Genomic DNA, 14,660 nt, shown 5'->3' with positions numbered 1-14,660 from the left:
TCCGTTCATCCTTTGACGCAGACGATCTGCTTCAACGTATGCACGACTTCGACAAGGTCGCTCTGCGCCTGCATCACCGCATCGATGTCCTTGTAGGCCATCGGGATCTCGTCGATGACAGCGGCATCCTTGCGGCATTCGACGCCCTCGGTCGCGCGTACCTGGTCCTCGACGGAGTAGCGGCGCTTGGCTTCCGTGCGGCTCATCGTGCGACCGGCGCCGTGGCTGCAGCTGTGGAAACTCTCCGGATTGCCTTTACCACGCACGATGTAGCTTTTGGCGCCCATCGAGCCGGGAATGATACCCAGCTCGCCCTCGCGCGCCGACACGGCGCCCTTGCGCGTGACCAGCACGTCCTTGCCGAAGTGGTGTTCCTTCTGCACGTAGTTGTGGTGGCAGTTCACCGCTTCGACGTGCGTCTCGAACGGTTTTTTGATGACCGTGCGCACGGCCGCGATCAGGTTCTGCATCATCACTTCGCGGTTCATCCGTGCGAACTTCTGGGCCCAACCGACGGCTTCCACGTAATCGTCGTAGTGTCGCGTGCCCTCCTTGAGATATGCCAGGTCCTGATCCGGCAGATTGGCGAGATGCGTGCGCATGTCCTGCTTGGCCAGTTCGATGAAGTGCGAGCCGATCGCATTGCCGACCCCGCGCGAGCCCGAGTGCAGCATGAACCATACGAAGCCTTGCTCGTCCAGGCAGATCTCGATGAAGTGGTTGCCGCTGCCCAGCGTACCCAGGTGCTTGTAATTGTTCGTGTGCTTCAGCTTCGGCGTCTTTTCGCAGATGACGTCGAATTCATCCTTCAGCGCCGTCCAGGCTTGGTCGACGGCTTGTGGCGGTCTGTCCCACGATCCCTGGTCGCGTCCTTTAAAACCACGCGTCTTCGGCGACATGCCGTGCGGCACGGCGCGCTCGATGGCGCTGCGCAGCGGGCCCAGGTTGTCGGGCAGGTCGTTCGCGCTCAGGGTCGTCTTGGCGGCCATCATGCCGCAGCCGATGTCGACGCCGACCGCGGCCGGAATCACCGCGCCCAAGGTCGGGATCACGCTGCCGATCGTCGAACCCTTGCCCAGGTGGACGTCCGGCATGGCCGCCATGTGCTTATAAATGAACGGCATGCGTGCCGTGTTGGCCAGCTGGCGCTTGGCTTCCTCTTCCACCGGGACGCCGCGCGTCCACATCTTGACGGGACGGCCGCCCTCCACGTCCAGGACGTCGTAGTGCTCGTCTTTCATCATCGTCTCCTCGTGCGCTCGGGCAGAACATGGCGGCGTCTGTGCGGAATCCAAGGGCACGCGGGACGGCACGGCGATTTCACGGTCTGTACCGCCAATGCTGCAATCCGTCACAATCGACGGGTTCCGTCCAGGGGGATTGCCTATAGTGATTTCATCAGATCACTATCGGAGACCCCAACAATGAACAACCTGATCAAGAGCGCCGTTCTCGCCGCCACCCTGGCAATCGGCGCGCATGCCGCCGTGGCCGACGAACTCGTCCGCGAAAACCGCAATGTGGATGCCGGCGTGTCGAAGGTGCGCCTGGGCGGCGTGATCCGCCTGAACTTGCGCCAGGGCCCCACGCCGTCGCTCGTGGTGTCCGGCGACCGCCGCTATGTGACGAAGGTGACGACGACGCAGCGCGGCGACACGCTCGTCATCGACATGGAAAACAATACCCGCTTCGAAGGCAATAGCAAGAACGAGTTACGCGCCGATATGACCGTGCCGAACCTGCAGGAATTCGTGTCGCAGGGCGTCGGCTCGAGCGACGTCTCCGGCTTCAGCGGCGACAAGCTGAAGATCGCGCTGGACGGCGCGGGCGCCGTGCGCTTCACGGGACAATATCGTGACGTCGACGCGCGCCTGGGCGGCGTCGGCGGTCTCACGCTGAATCCGGGCCAAGCCGATCGTATCGAACTGCACCTGGGCGGCGCCGGGCATATCACCGTGGCCGGCCAGACGAAGTTACTGCGCGCGCAACTGGGCGGCGTCGGCGGTCTGGACGCTCAACAATTGCGCGCCGAAACGGTCGACCTGGACATGACCGGCCTCGGCGGCGCCAGCGTGTACGCGAAAACGGCAGCCAACGTCAATCTGAGCGGCATGGGTTCGGCCACCGTCTACGGCAAGCCGGCCACGCGCAATGCGACGACGAACGGCTTCGGCAAGGTCAGCTGGCAATAAGCATCAACGGATGACGGTGTCGTTCTTGACGGACTTCACGCCTTTCACGCCACGCGCGATTTCCACCGCCTTTTCGGCGGATTCGCGCGAATCGACGAAGCCGCTCAGTTGCACCGTGCCCTTGAAAGTTTCCACCTTGACCTGGGTCGCCTTGACCGTCGGATCGGCGGCGAAGGCGGCTTTCACCTTGCTGGTAATCAAGGAGTCGTCGATGTATTCGCCTGTGCCTTCGCGGGTCGGCGTCGGGGCGCAGGCTGCGAGCGAGACCAGCAGCGACGTCGCAAGAACAGACTGAGCAATAGCGGACTGGAAACGAGTGAGCTTCATGGCGGTTCTCCCGAATGATCAAGAACTTAATTATTCCGAATTTCGGGACAACCTGTCGCCCGTTACTGTTGTGAAAACGGCACTGGGGCTCAGGGCGCGCCGGAACGGCCCGCCTGCGCCAGGAGCGGCCCCGACGGCGGACGTGCCGCGATGCGCTGCAGCGGCAGGTCGTGCCCGATGACGAGGCGCACGTCGGCGTGCCCAGCCATGCCGACCTCGACCGGCTCACCGCTGCCGACATGCCGGGCCAGACGTTCCGCCGCCGTCCGGAACGCGGCCTGGTACTCGACGCGCGTCTGACGCACGCCGAATCCCTTTTCGTTAGTCAGCCGCACGACCTTGAGCCCAGGATCGCGCAACTGGCGCGACAGAAGGCGCGCCAGGCCCTCGCGGCCGTCGCCGTTGCTGATCTCCAGTCTGGCGACCGCTTCCTCTTCCTGCGGCTGAACGGCCGCCGTGCCGACGGGTTCCCTGCGCAGCACCGCCACATTCGCCGGCACGCGCCGCAACTCGAGCATGCCGTCGTCCCTGCGGGTCACTTCGACGGAGGCCCATTCAGCGGCGTCGGGATGCTGATCGGTCTTGACCGCCTCCTCAATGGCCGGCAGCCGCGTGCCGCCGTTCGCCGTCGCGTAGTCGGCGCGGAAATCGTGTTCGCGCAAGGCCTCGGCCTGGCGCAGCATCTGCCGGCCACGCTCTTCCTGACCCAGCTTGACCAGGGTTTCGCCCAGGTATTGCCAAGCGCGCTGGCTGAGCGGGTCGAGCAGGCAAGCTTTTTCGAGCGCGACCTGGGCCGCATCGACATCGCCGCTGAGCAGGTAAGCATATCCCAGATTGGCAAACAGGAAGCTCGACGCCGGGCCGGACGCCATGGTCGCGTCGCGGGTGAGCTCGCGCCAGATCGGAATCGCATGCGTAAAATCGCGCCGCTCGGCGTAGGCGATCGCCAGGCCGTTGCGCGCATTGACGTGCGTGCCGTCGATGCGCAGCGCGGCCTCGTAGGCGGCGATCGCTTCGTCGTAGCGGCGCGCGAGGTACAGGTTGCGGCCACGCAGATAGCTGTCGTCCGCCGCCGGAAACGCAGACGGTCCGGCCTCAAGCCGCGGCGGTGGACTGCTGCAGGCCAGCAGCAGCACGCCGCTGCACAACAAAGGCACGGTGTAGAGGCGGATTCGCGCACGCATGACAATCTCCGTTCATTCAGCGGTACCGCCCAATGCGGTACCGAATAGCTTGGTGATCTGGATGCCGGCTGGACCCAGCAACACCATCAACAAGGTCGGGAAGATGCAGAAGATGAGGGGGAACAACAGCTTCAGGCCGATCTTGGCGGCCGCCTCTTCCGCCACGATACGGCGCTTACCGCGCAGCGTTTCCGAATACACCCGCAAGGCGTCGCCGATACTCGTGCCGAAGCGTTCGGACTGGATCAGCATCGCGACGAGCGAATCGATGTCGTCCAGACCGACGCGCAACGCGAAATTGCGCAGTGCCTTTTCTTTGCTGAAGCCGGCACGCATCTCCATCAGCACCAGTTGCAATTCCTGGCCCAGCGTCACGCTCTTGACGTGGATCTCGGCGGCGACCTTGACAAATGCGCGCTCCAGGCTCAAGCCGGCCTCCACGCACACCGTGAGCAGGTCGAGCGCGTCGGGAATGTTTTCGAAGATGTCGCGCTTGCGCCGCTTGATGACGCGCTCGAGGATCACGTTCGGAAGGTAGTAGCCGCACGTTGCCGCAATCAGCAGCACGAACACTCTTTCCAAATTGGCGACGGTGGCGGGCACGAAGGCCAGCACGATGCCGACCAGCGCGGGCAGGCCCAGCGCCAGGGCCGTTTTGGAGGCGAAGTACAGCGTCGGCGCCGCCGGATTGCGCCAGCCGGCGTTCATGAAACGGGTACGCAATGCCGACTTTTCCCAGCCCTCGTCCGGCACCGAGAGCTTGGTCAGCGGCTTGGCGGCGCGCGCCACGCGTTCGATCCAGCCGTTGCGCTCCGCTTGGGCCTCGTCCGCACGGCCCATGAAGCTCGCCAGCCGGGCACGCAGCGCGGCGGGCGCGAACAGCACCGCCGCAAGCCAGGCAAGGCAGCACACGACCGCGAAGAGGATCAACAGGAACAGCAGCTGTGCGTGAGTCATCGATGTCTCCTCAGATGCGGATGCGGATCACCTTCCTCAGCCAGATCACGCCGACGATGATCATCACCAGCGCGGTCCAGAGGAGCTTCATGCCGATCGGATCGGTCCATAGCACCATGACGTAACCGGGATTCACCAGCACCAGCATGGCGCCGACGGCGAACGGCAGCAGTCCGAGGATCCAGGCCGACATGCGCCCTTCAGCCGACAGCACGCGCACCTGCGCCGCCAGCCGCAGGCGGCCGCGGATGATGTGGCCGATGTTGCTGAGGATCTCGGCCAGGTTGCCGCCGGTCTCGCGCTGGATCAGGATGGCGATGACGAGGTAGCGCAGGTCGGTCAACGGAATGCGCGCCGCCATATTGTGCAGCGCTTCGCCCAGCGGCACGCCGTAGTTGATTTCCTCGCGCGCGATGCGGAATTCGCCGCTGAGCGGTTCCGGCAATTCGTTGCCGACGATTTGCAGCACGTTCGAAAACGAATGGCCGGCGCGCAGCGCGCGTGCGATGAAGTCGGCCGCGTCGGGCAGCTGCTCTTCGATGCGCGCGAGGCGGCGCGTGCGCGTACGGCGCACCAGCAGCAGCGGCAGGAAGGCGCACAGCAGGACGATCCCGACGCGCCCCGGCAGCGGCAGGGGCAGCGACCACTGCATCACCAGATAAACGGCGATCAGCGCGACCGCGCCGGAGCACAACAGCAAGCGCTCGACCGACCACGCGATCCCCGACTGCAGCAGCAGCCGGTCGAGGCGGTGCGCAAAGCGCCAGCGCTGCAGCAGGCGGTCGGTCAGGTCGTTACGGCCGAAGCGGCGCAGCTTGAGGATCGAGATGCGTTCGGCATGACGCGCCTGGTTTCCCGACATCAGCTGCAGCCGGCGCGCGATCCGTTGGGCGCTGGCACCGTGCGTGTTCACCCACCACAGATAGACACCCTCGATGCCGAGGATGACGGCGGCGAACAGGAAGACGATGAACCCGTAGAAGAGGATGTCCATGCTGATTTCGCGCTGAGCGGTTCAGGTGAACACGCGGTCTGGATCGAAGGTATCGTCCGGCACCGCCGCGCCGAACATGCGCAGGCGGTCGGCGAAGCGCGGCCGCACGCCTGTCGCGCAGAAATGGCCCTGCACCTTGCCGTCGGCGTCGATGCCCGTCTGCTCGAAGCGGAAGATCTCCTGCATCGAAATGATCTCGCCTTCCATGCCCGTGATCTCCTGCATGCTCACGACCTTGCGCGTGCCGTCGGCCAGGCGCGACGCCTGCAGGATCACCGTGATCGCGGAGGCGATCTGCTGGCGAATGGCGCGCGGCGTCAAGTTCACACCGGCCATGCCGACCATGTTCTCCAGGCGCGCGAGCGCGTCGCGCGGCGTATTCGCGTGGATCGTCGCGAGCGAGCCTTCGTGGCCGGTGTTCATGGCCTGCAGCATGTCCAGCGCTTCCGGCCCGCGCACCTCGCCCAGGATGATGCGGTCCGGGCGCATGCGCAGCGAGTTGCGCACGAGCGCGCGCTGCGTCACCTCGCCCTTGCCTTCGATGTTGGGCGGGCGCGTTTCGAGACGCACGACGTGTGGCTGGCGCAGCTGGAGTTCGGCCGCGTCCTCGATCGTCACGATGCGCTCGTTGCCGGGGATGAATCCGGAGATCAGGTTCAGCATCGTCGTCTTGCCGCTGCCGGTGCCACCCGAGATCAGGATGTTCACCTTGGCGAGACCGAGGCTTTCGAGCACCTTGATCATCGGTGGCGTGACGCTTTTATAGTCGAGCAGATTCTGTACCGTGAGCGGCGTCGCGCCGAAGCGCCGGATCGACACCAGCGGCCCGTCTACCGCGAGCGGCGGGATGATCGCGTTGACGCGCGAACCGTCCGGCAGGCGCGCGTCGACCATCGGGCTCGACTCGTCCACGCGACGGCCGACGCGCGAGACGATCTTCTCGATGATCTTCATGAGGTGCGCGTTGTCGTGGAAGGTGACATCGGTCAGCTCCAGGCGGCCACGCCGCTCGACGTACACCTTGTCGTGGGTGTTGACGAGGATGTCCGAGACGGTCGGATCGTTCAACAGCGGCTCGAGCGGACCGAAGCCGAGCATCTCGTGCTGGATGTCGAGCACCAGATGATGGCGCTCCTGCTGGTTCAGCACGATGCGCTCTTCTTCGATGATGCGCTGGACCAGCAGCGCCAGCTCGTGCTTGAACTGCTCGCTCGTCAGGCGTTTCAAGCGCTCCAGGTCGATCCGGTCGAGGATCATCTGGTGCATCGTCTTCTTCAGTTCCGCGTAGGCTTGTTGCGCCGCGGCCGCTACCGGCTGATGCTGGCGCTCCTCGTCCGTCACGGACAGGCGTTCGCGCAGGGACATGGACGGCTCCTTGAAAAGATCAATCGTCTTCGCCACGCCCGAACAGGCGGTCGAGCAGGCCTTTGGCCTCGGGGATGCGGCGCGCGGTCACCACTTCGACCAGGTCGGCGAGACTGCGCGCGGCGGCGCTCGTGCGTGCCAGCTGCAATACCGGAATGCCCTGGTTGACGGAGTCGGTGACGGCGATGTAATCGTTGGGGACGGTGTGCAGCACTTCCGCGCCCAGCGCCGCGTGCAGGTCCTGCAGGCGCAGCTTGCCGCCCTTTTCGTAGCGGTTGACGATCAGGCGGATGTGGTCGGTCACATAGCCGAGCGAGCGGAAGATGTCGAGCAGGCGGCGCGCGTCGCGGATGTCCGGCAGCGCCAGTTGCAGCACCGGGTAGATCGCGTCGGTGCTGTCGAGCGCGCGCAGCGACACCGCGTCGATCTGGCGGCCGACGTCGAGCAGGATGTAATCGTAGTGCTGGCGCGCGATGCGCAGAATCGTGTCGATGTGTTCGGGCTTGGCTTCGGTGGTCTGGCCCGGGTCGTCGGCCGCGGCCAGTACCCCGAAACCGGGCGCCACGTGCACGAGGCACGATTCCAGAAACGGCCCGTCGATGCGGGCGATCTGCTGGCACACGTCGGACAGCGTCATGGCCGGCTTCTGGTCCGACACGTACAACGTGGCGTCGCCGAACTGGCGATGCAGGTCGATCAACAGTACCTTCTTGTCCGCCAGCGTGGCCAGCGCATAGCCGAAATTGGTGGAGATGAAGGTCGCGCCGCTGCCGCCCTTGCAGGCGATGAACGCGAGTATCTTCCCGTCGCGCATCGCGGCCACGCCGGCGCTGGCCGCGATGCGGTCGATGGCCTCGTGCAGCGCCCGGTGCACCAGCGGCAGCGGCAGCACTTCGCGGACGCCGGCCCGCATCGCGCGGATCAGAAGGTCGGGGTGGTGATTGTCGGTCAGCAGCATGAAATGCGCTGCCGAGTAGTGGCGGGTCAGGCGCTCCAGCAAGTCGCCGTCGGCGGCATCGGCGTCGCTGATGTCGACGATGATCAGGCTCGGTCCATCAGACAGCGGACGCTCGAGCGCGTCGCGCAGGCTGGCGCGGCTGGCGGCGACGTTCAACGGCGGTACGCGCGCCGCGCCTTGGGAGGCGATCTCCGCGTAAAGCTGGGTGTCGCGGCTGATCAGCAGGGCTTTCATCGGACTCCTCGGGACGGCTTTGGGTCATCGGGTTGGGTAGGCACAGGATGTTCAGATCGGGCCGGGGCAGCGCGTCATTTGCTGCCCATCCCGTTGATGATCAGCGACTTGATGGGCGGCTCCGTCGCCTTGAACGAATCCTGATAGCGTCCATGGGCGATAACGGCGGCGGAACCGTCCATACCGGCGGCGGGATTCGTGTTGGCGGCTGCGGACGGATCGAGCACCTGTGCCACCGCGTTGGCGCGCACGGAGGTGCCGAAGTTTTCATCGAAGCGCGGGGCCGTGCTGCATCCACACAGCAGCATGCCCGACAGCGCCGCACACGCCATGCGCTCGTATTTGATCGCCATCGCTCTCTCCTATTTCAGTTCGAAGCCGCCCGCGCTTTGCGCCGACGGGGCTGCCGGTGCCGGGGTCGACACGGTGGCCGTCGCCGCCGCCGGTGGCGGGCCTTCCAGGCGCCCGCCCAATAGCAATCCGGCACGCGACGGCTCGCCCACCTTGTCGGTCGGGAGCGTGTAACCATTGCCGGACAAGGGCTTGACGAGGTGGGCGGTGATCACGAACACCAGTTCCGTGCGGTCCTGTTGATAATCCGCACTGCGGAACAGGGCGCCCAGCACGGGCACTTCTCCCAGCACGGGCAACCCTTTCAGGTTGGCGACCAGGTTGCTCTTGATCAGGCCTCCGATCGCAAAGCTCTGGCCGTCGTACAGCTGGACCGTCGTGGTGGCGCGGCGTGTCGTCACGACCGGCAAGAGAGCGGTGCCGTTGAATCCGGTGGCCGACACGCCGATGCCTTCGCGCGACAATTCCGACACCTCGGGCGCGACGCGCAGATTGATGCGTCCACCGCCCAGCACGGTCGGCGTGAAGCGCAGGCCGACGCCGAACTCCTTTTCTTCCAGCGTGACGCGGTTGTTGTCCTGCGCGACCGGGATATAAAACTTGCCGCCGACGAGGAACGTGCCTTCCTGGCCGCTGATCGCCATCACGTTCGGCTCGGCGAGCACGCGCACCAGGCCATCCTGTTTCTCGGCCGCGGCGGTGAAGCCGCGGTCAAGACTCTTCCCCGCCGTGAGCGACCCGCGCGCCGTGCCGCTGATGAAGTTCGACAACAGCATGGCGCCCCAACTTCCGGAACTGAAGGTCCATCTGGCGCCGCCTTCCAGGCGATCCAGCAGGGTCTTCGACACTTCGGCGATCTTGACCTCCAACTGCACCTGCTGGGGCGCACGCACGGCCAGCATATTGACCACCCGCGCCGCGGCCGCGGCCGCACCGGCCTGGTTTTGGTTTTCTCTCTGGCTCTGGCTGGCGGCGTCCTCCTTGTCGGGCACCGTCAGTCCCCGCAGCGGCCGCCGCACATAGGCCGTCGCCAGTTCGACGGCGCGCGCGGCCGCGCCGATATCGCTTACGGTGCCCGTCAACACGAGGGCGTCGGACGCGGCCAGCACCTTGATGTCGTGCTCGTCCGGCATGGCGACGGCCAGCGTCGCCTGCAGAGCGGCTGGGTCCATCGCCACGGTGATATCGAGCACGCTGCACAGGCCGCTCCGGCCCTGGATGATCATATTGGTCGTGCCGACATCGATACCGGCGATGTACAGCGTGTCGGGTGCCACCATCAGCGCCTGTACGACGAGCGGGTTGCCGACGCTGCGGTGCTGGACCGGTTCCGGCAGGCGCATCAGGCTGGACTTGCCGACCTGCAGAGCCAGTTGGGCCGGCTTCGCGGCCTCGCCCTTGCAGTTGGGGCCGGCCTCGGCACGCGGCGGCGCCTCGGCCGGGTTGTCCGCGGCCTGCGCTTTCGTTTTAGCGGCTGCGCCGGCGGGTCCGGCGGCCACCAGCGCGAGGCCGGCGGCGAACAGGCAGCGAAGCATCGGTGATGGCGTCAAGCATCCGTTCATGGCTTTACCCTGGATGAGGTTCAGAAGCACTCCTGCGACATGCGCAGGCCATTGAGCACGGTGACGCAATCGCGCCGCACCGGGGCTGCCACTTTGACCGCCACCGGTGCCGGCCGCATCACCGGTGCGGGCTTCGGTACCGGCTTGCGGGGCGCCGGCGGCGCTTCGGGCAGCAGGGTCAGCTTGGTCGCGCCTTCGGTGCTGGCCGACTGCGGATCGACCTGGTTGCGCAGGGCCAGCGACAGCGTGCCGACGCTGCGCGCCAGGTCGAGCTTTTCGGCCTGCTCCGGCGTGACTTCCAGCGTGACCGCATTGACGACCTTGGGCTTGGTCTCGTCGCGATTGACTTCCTGGGCAACGGCCAGCACGAGGATTCGTTCCAGCACGATCTTCGAGATATTCTGCTGGTGGGCATCGGCACCGGGCGGCACCTCCTTCTGGGTGCTGACGATGATGTCGACGTAGTTCCCGGGCAGCGCGAAACCCGCCACGCCGATCACGTCATTCACGCGCACCGTGATCGCGCGCTTGCCTTCCGTGATCAGCGCCGACAAGCCGCCGAGCGTGCCGGCCGGCGCCAGCTTCGCTTCGCTGACCGGCTCGCCCATCAACAGATTCGTCTTGAGGACGCGGCCGCCCAGTTTTTGCGGATCGATGAAGGCGCCTTTCGGCATGCTGTCGGCCGGCCAGTCGGCCAGCTTGAACATCTCGGGCGTCAGGCGCTGGCCGAGGCTGATGTCGGTCGCGGCCACGACGATATGGTCGCTGCCGCTGCCCGGCTGCTTCAGCAGCCAGCGCGATGCGAACAGGACGGCCGCGAAGCCGAACAGGATCGCGACGGCCATGACGAGGATGGCACGCTTGTTCTTCATGATTGGGCCTCCGCACATGCGATGAACATGCTGCGCCAGGCCTGCTCGACCGCCGCGACGGTGAGACGCGGTTCGGTCCCGGCGAAGCCGGCGAAATCGGCGACCCGGTCGAGCAGTTCGCCCGGGTAGCAGGCCAACAGCGCGCGCCCGGATTGCGCGTGCAGCCGCTCGATCAGATGGTCGACCGCGGCGTCTTCGAACTCGATGCGGCGCAGACGGCATTGGCGGCGCAACAGTGCGCGGTAGGCGTGCGGCTCCAGGGGGCCGATGTCGGCCTTGTAACCGATGCGGCGCAGCGCGGCATCGTCGAACACGACGCCCGGGGCCAGGTTGGTCGCAAACACCACGGCGGCATCGAACGGCACCAGTTCGGTCTGGCCACCCTGCAGCGACAACTGGTCGCAGCCGGCATCGAGCGGACCGATGAAGCGGTTCAGCAGCTCGGCGGCCGCGATGCGCTGGCGTCCGACGTCGTCGAGCACCAGCATTCCATTGTTCGCCTGCAGGTGGGGCGGCGCGTGGTACACGCCCTGCTCAGCGTCGTAGCGCAGCTCGAGCATGTCGCGTCCCAGTTCGGCGCCGACGTGGACGAGCGGACGCTGGCACACGGTCCAGCGCGCATCGCAACTGCGCCGCTCTTCCTGCTGGCGCGCGATCGGTGGCGGCGCCACGTGCACGGCGGGATCGTACAGGCGGATCACCTGGCGTCCGGCCATCAATGCGTACGGCACCGCGATGGGGCCCGGCAGCAAGCGCCCGAGCTTGCGCGCCAGCGTGGTCTTGCCGCTGCCCGACGGCCCGTACAGCAGCAGCGAACGGCGCGCGTACAGGGCCGCACCCAACACGTCGCGCGCGGCCGGCGCGAGGGCGTCCTCGCCGAGCGCGCCAGCCAGCTGCGCGGGCGTAATGCGGTCGGCGTCGGCGTCGCGCAGCGCCTGGCGTTCGACCATGGCGCGATACGACGCGAGCGTCACGGGGGCAGGACCCAGGTAGCGGCAACGCGCCAGGGCATCGGCGACGCCGCGCTGGCCAATCGCCGTCAGCTGGTATTGCATGTCGATGTCGGACTCGCCACACCAGGCCACTTCCACCTGCTGTTCCGCGATCAGCGGATTGAGGACTTCGCGCAGCACGCTGATCGACAGTCGCAGCTTGCCGGCCAGATGCGTCAACGGCGCCTTGCCACCGGCCTGAATCGCCTTGAGTACCAGGTCCGTCACGAAGCGCGGTTCGAGACCGGTGTCGCGCACGGTCTTGGCCTGACGCGGCATGACCGGCGCGATCTCCGTACCGCCCGCCGGCGTCGGTTGCGCGGTGCGCGCCCCAGGCGCGGTACTGCCTGTCGATAGCGTTTCAAACATCGGAACCCCCTTGCCTTGCTTGTTTTCCGAAACAGGTCAGAATGATTCTAACGACCGGACTTTTGGCCACCCTTGAGGTTCGCCAAGAGCGGACTCATCCATAATGAGTGACCAGCGCGGCGATCGTGCCGAACGCAATGGCCAGCCCGTAAGGCATCGAGCCGGCACTCTGCGGGAGCGTCGTATCGGACAATTTCGTGCCCGGCACGATGAGTCCGGACAGCAGGTGGCCGATGTTGACGAAGGCCAGCCGTACGCGACTGCGCAGCAGGATGAGGAACAACGCCATCACGCCACCCGCGCACCACGTGAAGACGGCAATCTGGAACGCTTCGGCCGGACCGGTGAAGAAGCCGATCACGGCCATCATCTTGACGTCGCCGGCTGCCATGCCGCGCACCAGGTAGAACGGCAGGAAGACGGCGAGGCCCAGCAGCATGCCACCGCATGCGGACAGCAACGCGACGCCCGGTTCGGCGGACAATGCGTGCAGCAGCAGCGCACCGGCCAGGCCGGCGAGCAGAAGACGGTTCGGGATACGCCGCGTCGCCAGATCGTTGACGGCGGCAATGCCCACCATGAGCAGCAGCAGCGCATCGCGATATTGTTCGATTTGCATGACAGCTCCCAAAAAAAACCCTCCGGGCCCGGAGACCCGGAGGGCTGCCACTACACTACGGTTACGGGGTAACCAACTGTCCCGCAATGTAGGTGAACGTCGCCTTCACCTTCTCGCCCACAGTTGTCGCCGAGGCGGCCATCGCCACGCCGATCAAGGCCGCGATCAGGCCATACTCGATGGCTGTCACACCGTTCTCGTCAGCGGCGAAGGTTTTGACTGCAGAGATGAAGTTGCTCATGACAAACTCCCATATGGTGGGTTAATAAGAACTGCTACTAGCCGGAGGCGCGGGTCACGTCATCACTTCCTAGCTGACTTGCTGCGTTCCGGGCCAGTGAGTTCACTATAAAAGTTGATGCCGTACGGCAAGTTGACCACCAACAACTTTGCTGCACGGAACTATTTTTTGTTCTATTGAATCGAAATCCCCCTCGACTGGGGAAACACGATGCCAGATGAGTTTGAGAAAGTTCACTGAGGCTAAAAAAATTGCATTTGCATAATTGCTTAGAATGCAAAAAAGCTATATCCTGTTTCGCTTGCTCTTTGTGAAATGCCTGATACCTGCGAACGCGACGGCGGCTGTGCCCAGCCTGCAGGTCGGTTGATTACATTGCTGAGAACGACATGGATTCGCTTCTGAAACACATGGTGGACATGACCGGCCACCGCGATCACGCGATGCTCGATATTTCCGTGATCTCGGCAGTGCAGGAGCTGGCCGGTGCGGCGCAGACGCGCATACTGGCCATCACGACCGTGTCCGGACAGCAGTACCTGCGCGCACGCGCCAGCATCGTGAAAGGTGGCGCCGCCCGTCTGGAAGAGACGCATGATGGTGTCCTCGGCGATCCCGTGGCCGCCCTTCCAGAACTGAAACGCTGCCTTGCCGAGCACGAAGCCAGCGCGGAAGCGATCTCCGCCGACGGCATGCGCGTGTTGTGGCTGCCGATCTGGTTCGGCGACAAGGCCACGACCTGCCTGGAAATCCGCGACGACAAGGTTTTTTCGCACGACACTGTGTATGTGATCGGCGGCATCGTCGGCGTCTACCGGAATTTCCAGAACCTGCTCGACTACAGCGAGCGCGATTCACTCACCGGCCTGCTCAACCGCAAGACCTTCGACGACCAGCTGGCGCGCATGCTGCAGCATTCCCACGACCAGGATCCGCGTCTGCCGGGGCTGCCCGAGCGGCGCCAGCATCACGGCGAGGAAAAGCAGTGGCTGGCCGTCGTCGACGTCGACCACTTCAAGGCCGTCAACGACCGATTCGGCCACCTGTACGGCGACGAGGTGCTGATCCTGATCGCCAACCTGCTGCAATCCTCGTTCCGCGCCCAGGATCGCGTATTCCGCTTCGGCGGCGAGGAATTCGTCGTGCTGCTGCGCTCGACCACGCTGGACAATGCCTGGAAAATCATCGAACGCTTCCGGACCAATGTCGAAAGCCACGTCTTCCCGCAGGTGGGGAGGGTCACGGTCAGCGTCGGCTTCGTCAGCATCAGCGCCTACGAATCGCCCGTGGTCACGCTGGGCCATGCCGACCAGGCGCTGTACTACGCGAAAAGCAACGGGCGCAACCGCGCCTGCCATTACGACGACCTCATCGCGCACGGCCTGTTGCATACCGTCACGTCCAACGACACCGCTGAATTCTTCTGATCGCCGCTTGAGCGCG

The 14,660-nt window shown here is 65.3% G+C and carries 15 protein-coding genes; 2 read left to right on the top strand and 13 right to left on the bottom strand.

Annotation, left to right across the window (positions count from 1 at the left end; translation table 11 throughout):
- Positions 1-5: 5 nt before the first annotated feature.
- A complete protein-coding gene (locus BVG12_RS20975) occupies positions 6-1,241 on the bottom strand; it encodes an RtcB family protein (RefSeq protein ID WP_075796484.1) in 1,236 nt (411 codons plus the stop codon).
- Between the two features lie 183 nt (positions 1,242-1,424).
- Here BVG12_RS20975 and BVG12_RS20970 point away from each other — a divergent pair, with 183 nt between their 5' ends.
- Positions 1,425-2,192 carry a GIN domain-containing protein gene (locus BVG12_RS20970; RefSeq protein WP_075794103.1) on the top strand — a complete coding sequence of 256 codons (768 nt, stop codon included), beginning with the start codon at positions 1,425-1,427 and terminating at the stop codon, positions 2,190-2,192.
- A 3-nt stretch (positions 2,193-2,195) separates the two neighbouring features.
- Here the strand turns inward: BVG12_RS20970 and BVG12_RS20965 are convergent, their stop codons facing one another.
- From BVG12_RS20965 to BVG12_RS20910, 12 genes are all read right to left on the bottom strand, one after another.
- Positions 2,196-2,519: a BON domain-containing protein gene (locus BVG12_RS20965; protein ID WP_075794102.1), complete on the bottom strand. Its 324-nt coding sequence runs from the start codon at positions 2,517-2,519 to the stop codon at positions 2,196-2,198.
- A gap of 89 nt (positions 2,520-2,608) precedes the next feature.
- Positions 2,609-3,703, bottom strand: a complete 1,095-nt coding sequence (locus BVG12_RS20960) for a LytR C-terminal domain-containing protein (protein WP_075794101.1) — start codon at positions 3,701-3,703, stop codon at positions 2,609-2,611.
- A 12-nt stretch (positions 3,704-3,715) separates the two neighbouring features.
- On the bottom strand, positions 3,716-4,660 hold the full coding sequence (locus BVG12_RS20955; protein WP_075794100.1) for a type II secretion system F family protein: 945 nt from the start codon (positions 4,658-4,660) through the stop codon (positions 3,716-3,718).
- Between the two features lie 10 nt (positions 4,661-4,670).
- Positions 4,671-5,654, bottom strand: coding sequence for a type II secretion system F family protein (locus tag BVG12_RS20950; RefSeq protein ID WP_075794099.1), 984 nt, complete (start codon positions 5,652-5,654; stop codon positions 4,671-4,673).
- A gap of 21 nt (positions 5,655-5,675) precedes the next feature.
- Positions 5,676-7,019, bottom strand: a complete 1,344-nt coding sequence (locus tag BVG12_RS20945) for a TadA family conjugal transfer-associated ATPase (RefSeq protein ID WP_075794098.1) — start codon at positions 7,017-7,019, stop codon at positions 5,676-5,678.
- 19 nt (positions 7,020-7,038) lie between these two features.
- Positions 7,039-8,211, bottom strand: coding sequence for a CpaE/TadZ family protein (locus BVG12_RS20940; RefSeq protein WP_075794097.1), 1,173 nt, complete (start codon positions 8,209-8,211; stop codon positions 7,039-7,041).
- A gap of 74 nt (positions 8,212-8,285) precedes the next feature.
- On the bottom strand, positions 8,286-8,564 hold the full coding sequence (locus BVG12_RS20935; RefSeq protein WP_075794096.1) for a hypothetical protein: 279 nt from the start codon (positions 8,562-8,564) through the stop codon (positions 8,286-8,288).
- Positions 8,565-8,573: 9 nt separating this feature from the next.
- Positions 8,574-10,124 (bottom strand): type II and III secretion system protein family protein, encoded by a 1,551-nt coding sequence (locus BVG12_RS20930; protein ID WP_075794095.1) that lies wholly within the window; start codon positions 10,122-10,124, stop codon positions 8,574-8,576.
- Positions 10,125-10,144: 20 nt separating this feature from the next.
- Positions 10,145-10,996, bottom strand: coding sequence for a Flp pilus assembly protein CpaB (cpaB, locus tag BVG12_RS20925; RefSeq protein ID WP_075794094.1), 852 nt, complete (start codon positions 10,994-10,996; stop codon positions 10,145-10,147).
- Positions 10,993-12,357, bottom strand: a complete 1,365-nt coding sequence (locus BVG12_RS20920; protein ID WP_083685272.1) for a DUF8689 domain-containing protein — start codon at positions 12,355-12,357, stop codon at positions 10,993-10,995. The genes cpaB and BVG12_RS20920 overlap by 4 nt, the downstream gene beginning before the upstream one ends.
- A 94-nt stretch (positions 12,358-12,451) precedes the next feature.
- Positions 12,452-12,976 (bottom strand): A24 family peptidase, encoded by a 525-nt coding sequence (locus tag BVG12_RS20915; RefSeq protein ID WP_075794093.1) that lies wholly within the window; start codon positions 12,974-12,976, stop codon positions 12,452-12,454.
- A 61-nt stretch (positions 12,977-13,037) separates the two neighbouring features.
- The gene (locus BVG12_RS20910) at positions 13,038-13,217 is read right to left on the bottom strand and encodes a Flp family type IVb pilin (RefSeq protein ID WP_075794092.1); all 180 of its coding nucleotides are present in this window, start codon (positions 13,215-13,217) and stop codon (positions 13,038-13,040) included.
- A 389-nt stretch (positions 13,218-13,606) separates the two neighbouring features.
- Here BVG12_RS20910 and BVG12_RS20905 point away from each other — a divergent pair, with 389 nt between their 5' ends.
- Positions 13,607-14,644, top strand: a complete 1,038-nt coding sequence (locus BVG12_RS20905) for a GGDEF domain-containing protein (protein WP_075794091.1) — start codon at positions 13,607-13,609, stop codon at positions 14,642-14,644.
- The last annotated feature ends 16 nt before the right edge of the window (positions 14,645-14,660 follow it).

This window comes from Massilia putida (assembly GCF_001941825.1).
In the GTDB taxonomy this organism is placed as follows: Bacteria; Pseudomonadota; Gammaproteobacteria; order Burkholderiales; family Burkholderiaceae_D; genus Telluria; species Telluria putida.
The sequence above is the reverse complement of the archived record's forward strand: the minus strand, read 5'-3'. Positions and strand labels throughout refer to the sequence as shown.

Excerpts from the sequence above, each read along its gene's own strand:
- BVG12_RS20970 (WP_075794103.1), top strand. The coding sequence starts at position 1,425 with ATGAACAACCTGATCAAGAGCGCCGTTCTCGCCGCCACCCTGGCAATC.
- BVG12_RS20965 (WP_075794102.1), bottom strand. The coding sequence starts at position 2,519 with ATGAAGCTCACTCGTTTCCAGTCCGCTATTGCTCAGTCTGTTCTTGCG.
- BVG12_RS20935 (WP_075794096.1), bottom strand. The coding sequence starts at position 8,564 with ATGGCGATCAAATACGAGCGCATGGCGTGTGCGGCGCTGTCGGGCATG.
- BVG12_RS20975 (WP_075796484.1), bottom strand. The coding sequence starts at position 1,241 with ATGAAAGACGAGCACTACGACGTCCTGGACGTGGAGGGCGGCCGTCCC.
- BVG12_RS20910 (WP_075794092.1), bottom strand. The coding sequence starts at position 13,217 with ATGAGCAACTTCATCTCTGCAGTCAAAACCTTCGCCGCTGACGAGAAC.
- BVG12_RS20945 (WP_075794098.1), bottom strand. The coding sequence starts at position 7,019 with ATGTCCCTGCGCGAACGCCTGTCCGTGACGGACGAGGAGCGCCAGCAT.
- BVG12_RS20950 (WP_075794099.1), bottom strand. The coding sequence starts at position 5,654 with ATGGACATCCTCTTCTACGGGTTCATCGTCTTCCTGTTCGCCGCCGTC.
- BVG12_RS20955 (WP_075794100.1), bottom strand. The coding sequence starts at position 4,660 with ATGACTCACGCACAGCTGCTGTTCCTGTTGATCCTCTTCGCGGTCGTG.
- BVG12_RS20940 (WP_075794097.1), bottom strand. The coding sequence starts at position 8,211 with ATGAAAGCCCTGCTGATCAGCCGCGACACCCAGCTTTACGCGGAGATC.
- BVG12_RS20915 (WP_075794093.1), bottom strand. The coding sequence starts at position 12,976 with ATGCAAATCGAACAATATCGCGATGCGCTGCTGCTGCTCATGGTGGGC.
- cpaB (WP_075794094.1), bottom strand. The coding sequence starts at position 10,996 with ATGAAGAACAAGCGTGCCATCCTCGTCATGGCCGTCGCGATCCTGTTC.
- BVG12_RS20920 (WP_083685272.1), bottom strand. The coding sequence starts at position 12,357 with ATGTTTGAAACGCTATCGACAGGCAGTACCGCGCCTGGGGCGCGCACC.
- BVG12_RS20960 (WP_075794101.1), bottom strand. The coding sequence starts at position 3,703 with ATGCGTGCGCGAATCCGCCTCTACACCGTGCCTTTGTTGTGCAGCGGC.
- BVG12_RS20930 (WP_075794095.1), bottom strand. The coding sequence starts at position 10,124 with ATGAACGGATGCTTGACGCCATCACCGATGCTTCGCTGCCTGTTCGCC.
- BVG12_RS20905 (WP_075794091.1), top strand. The coding sequence starts at position 13,607 with ATGGATTCGCTTCTGAAACACATGGTGGACATGACCGGCCACCGCGAT.